The organism is Streptomyces sp. NPDC089915, from assembly GCF_040684675.1.
Lineage (GTDB): Bacteria > Actinomycetota > Actinomycetes > Streptomycetales > Streptomycetaceae > Streptomyces.
Genome location: NZ_JBFBGN010000316.1, coordinates 1 through 2,149, shown reverse-complemented (window position 1 = coordinate 2,149; position 2,149 = coordinate 1). Strand labels below are relative to the sequence as shown.

Annotated in this window: 2 protein-coding genes and 1 pseudogene; 1 reads left to right on the top strand and 2 read right to left on the bottom strand. The window is 69.5% G+C overall.

What is annotated here, in order from left to right; genetic code table 11:
* Nucleotides 1-295 precede the first annotated feature (295 nt).
* Nucleotides 296-1,039 (bottom strand): hypothetical protein, encoded by a 744-nt coding sequence (locus AB0O29_RS35310; protein WP_365160371.1) that lies wholly within the window; start codon nucleotides 1,037-1,039, stop codon nucleotides 296-298.
* Nucleotides 1,040-1,185: 146 nt separating this feature from the next.
* Between AB0O29_RS35310 and AB0O29_RS35305 the strand changes: the two are divergent.
* Nucleotides 1,186-1,690: pseudogene (locus tag AB0O29_RS35305) on the top strand (transposase).
* A gap of 9 nt (nucleotides 1,691-1,699) precedes the next feature.
* Here AB0O29_RS35305 and AB0O29_RS35300 read toward each other — a convergent pair.
* The coding region (locus tag AB0O29_RS35300; protein WP_365160369.1) for a methyltransferase domain-containing protein at nucleotides 1,700-2,149 on the bottom strand (450 nt) is incomplete at its 5' end.

The following is a 2,149-nucleotide window of genomic DNA, read 5'->3' as shown; positions in this document are numbered from 1 at the left end:
CCGCGCCTTCGCCGCTCCTGCGATACCCGACATCAAGACCTCCTGCGGGGCGCGCGGCACCGACGCGCCGTCTCCGTGCTCCGGACCGAGGGCGGCGCCCGATGCCCCATCGGGGACGTGCGGGACCGCCGCAGCCGACGCTAGACGCGTCCCACCCCGAGCGGGCTCAGGACCCGTGGACGAGAGCCGGACAGGCCGGCCGAATGCCCTGTACGGCCCAACCGTGCCGTCGGCGTCGACCGTGAGGCGCCGGGAGCGGTCCCACGGGGTCCCTCAGGGGGCCCTCAGGGGGCCCTCACGGGGTCAAGCGGGAGCCGAGTACGGGCAGCAGGCGGTCCGTCAGTACGCGGCGGGCCGGTTCGGAGGACAGCCACAGCAGTTTGTGGCGGGTGCCGTCCGTCATCGTGACGGCGAGGCCGGACGTGGTGAGACCGCGGTGCAGTCTGGCGTGCGCGATGCCGTCGAAGGGGATGACCTTGTTGGTGTGGTGGCCCTCCAGGACGGCGGTCGGGTCGTAGCCGATCACAGTGGTGGCGGTGTGTTCCCGTTCGTCGGGGATGATGGAGTTCACGACGGTGTCGACGAATCCGCCGCGAACGCGGACCAGGGAGTCCGGCAGCAGCCACAACTCGCCGTGGACCCAGTCGAGCCAGCCCGTGGTGCAGCTGGTGGCGAGCAGGTGGGCGTGCTGCACCCTCAGGCCCCGAGCGCGCCGGACGGCGTCGTCCAGCAGCGCTTCCCATGCTTCGAGGGAGTGGACGCGGACGTGGTTCTCCACCGACCCGAGGGTTGCGTGGTACGCCAGTCCTGCCGTCCCGTCCGGCTGCAGCTCGACGGACAGGGCCAGGCCCCAGTCCGGGTGTGTGATCAGCACGGCAAGGCGGTCGGGGGCGGTGGCCGGCCCCGGCTCGGTCGGCGTGTGGACGCCTGTTTCGTGCCGGCACAGGACGGGCGATACGTCCAGGCCCTCCGCCAGCCACCGCTCCCTGCGGAGGTTCAGCCGTGCGCCGGCCAGGTGCAGTTCTATTCGCTCCGTCATCCCCGTGGCGTCCCGGTGTCCTGGTGAGCCTTGTGAGTCGTGCGCGCCCCCGACGGATCCATGGCCGAACAGTACCTGTCCGTCATCACAACCCCGCCCGCATTCACCGACGTTGTACGTGCGACGTTGCGCCCGGCCCGCAGGTGATCACTCCCCGTGGCTCGGGAATTCTGACAGACGCTCAGTGGACGGTGCTGGAACCGCTGCTGCCTACGGGCATTAAGCCTGGTCGGCCGCCGGTTCACGCCAAGCGGCAGCTGATCAACGGCATAGGGTTCCGCACTCGGACAGGGATGCCGTGGCGAGACCTGCCCGAACGGTACGGACCGTGGGAGACGGTGTACGGGCTGTTCCGGCGCTGGCAGCGCGACGGAACCTGGCACGGCATCTTCGAGCAGCTCCTAGCTCGGGCAGACGCGGCATCCCTGCACGATCCCGGAGAAGAAGGGCCAGATCGCCAACCGCAAGAAGCGCGGATCCCACGGAGGCCGGCCGCCGATGTTCGACAAGGACGACTACCGCGAGCGCCACGCGGTGGAGTGCGGGATCAACCGCCTCGAGCGCCACCGCGCGGCGGCCACGAGGTACGACAAGCTCTCCGTCCGCTACGAGGCCACGGTGCTGATCGCGGCCGTCAACGAGTGGCTGTGACCGCTACCGCTACCGCTTGCGGGCCAGCAGCTGCACCGCCTGAGACCGGTGGCCGTTCATCGTGGCCACCTCGGTCCGGCGCTCGTCCACGAGGTCGAAGTCCGACAACAAAGCGTGTAGCTCCGCAATGTCGTGGTGCCGACACACCGCACCGTCGTCCGTGGCGAACACCCCGTATGGTGTGCCGAATTGCCGCGCGTGGGCCGCATATCGACTGTGGTTTCGTTCGTCGTCCTGCAGGACCATATCGCTGACGTAGAGCAGCCCGCCGGGCGCCAGGACGCGGTTCAGCTCGTCGACCAGCGCCCGCTGGGCACTGCTGTCTGGGACGCACGTCAGCACTGCGAACAACAGGATCGCATCGAAGCTCCCCGACGCGTGTGTCACTTCCGGCGGGGATTCCAGGACGGCGAAGCACAGGTCAGGCCGCAACTGACGGCCCCGCTCGATCAGCGCGAG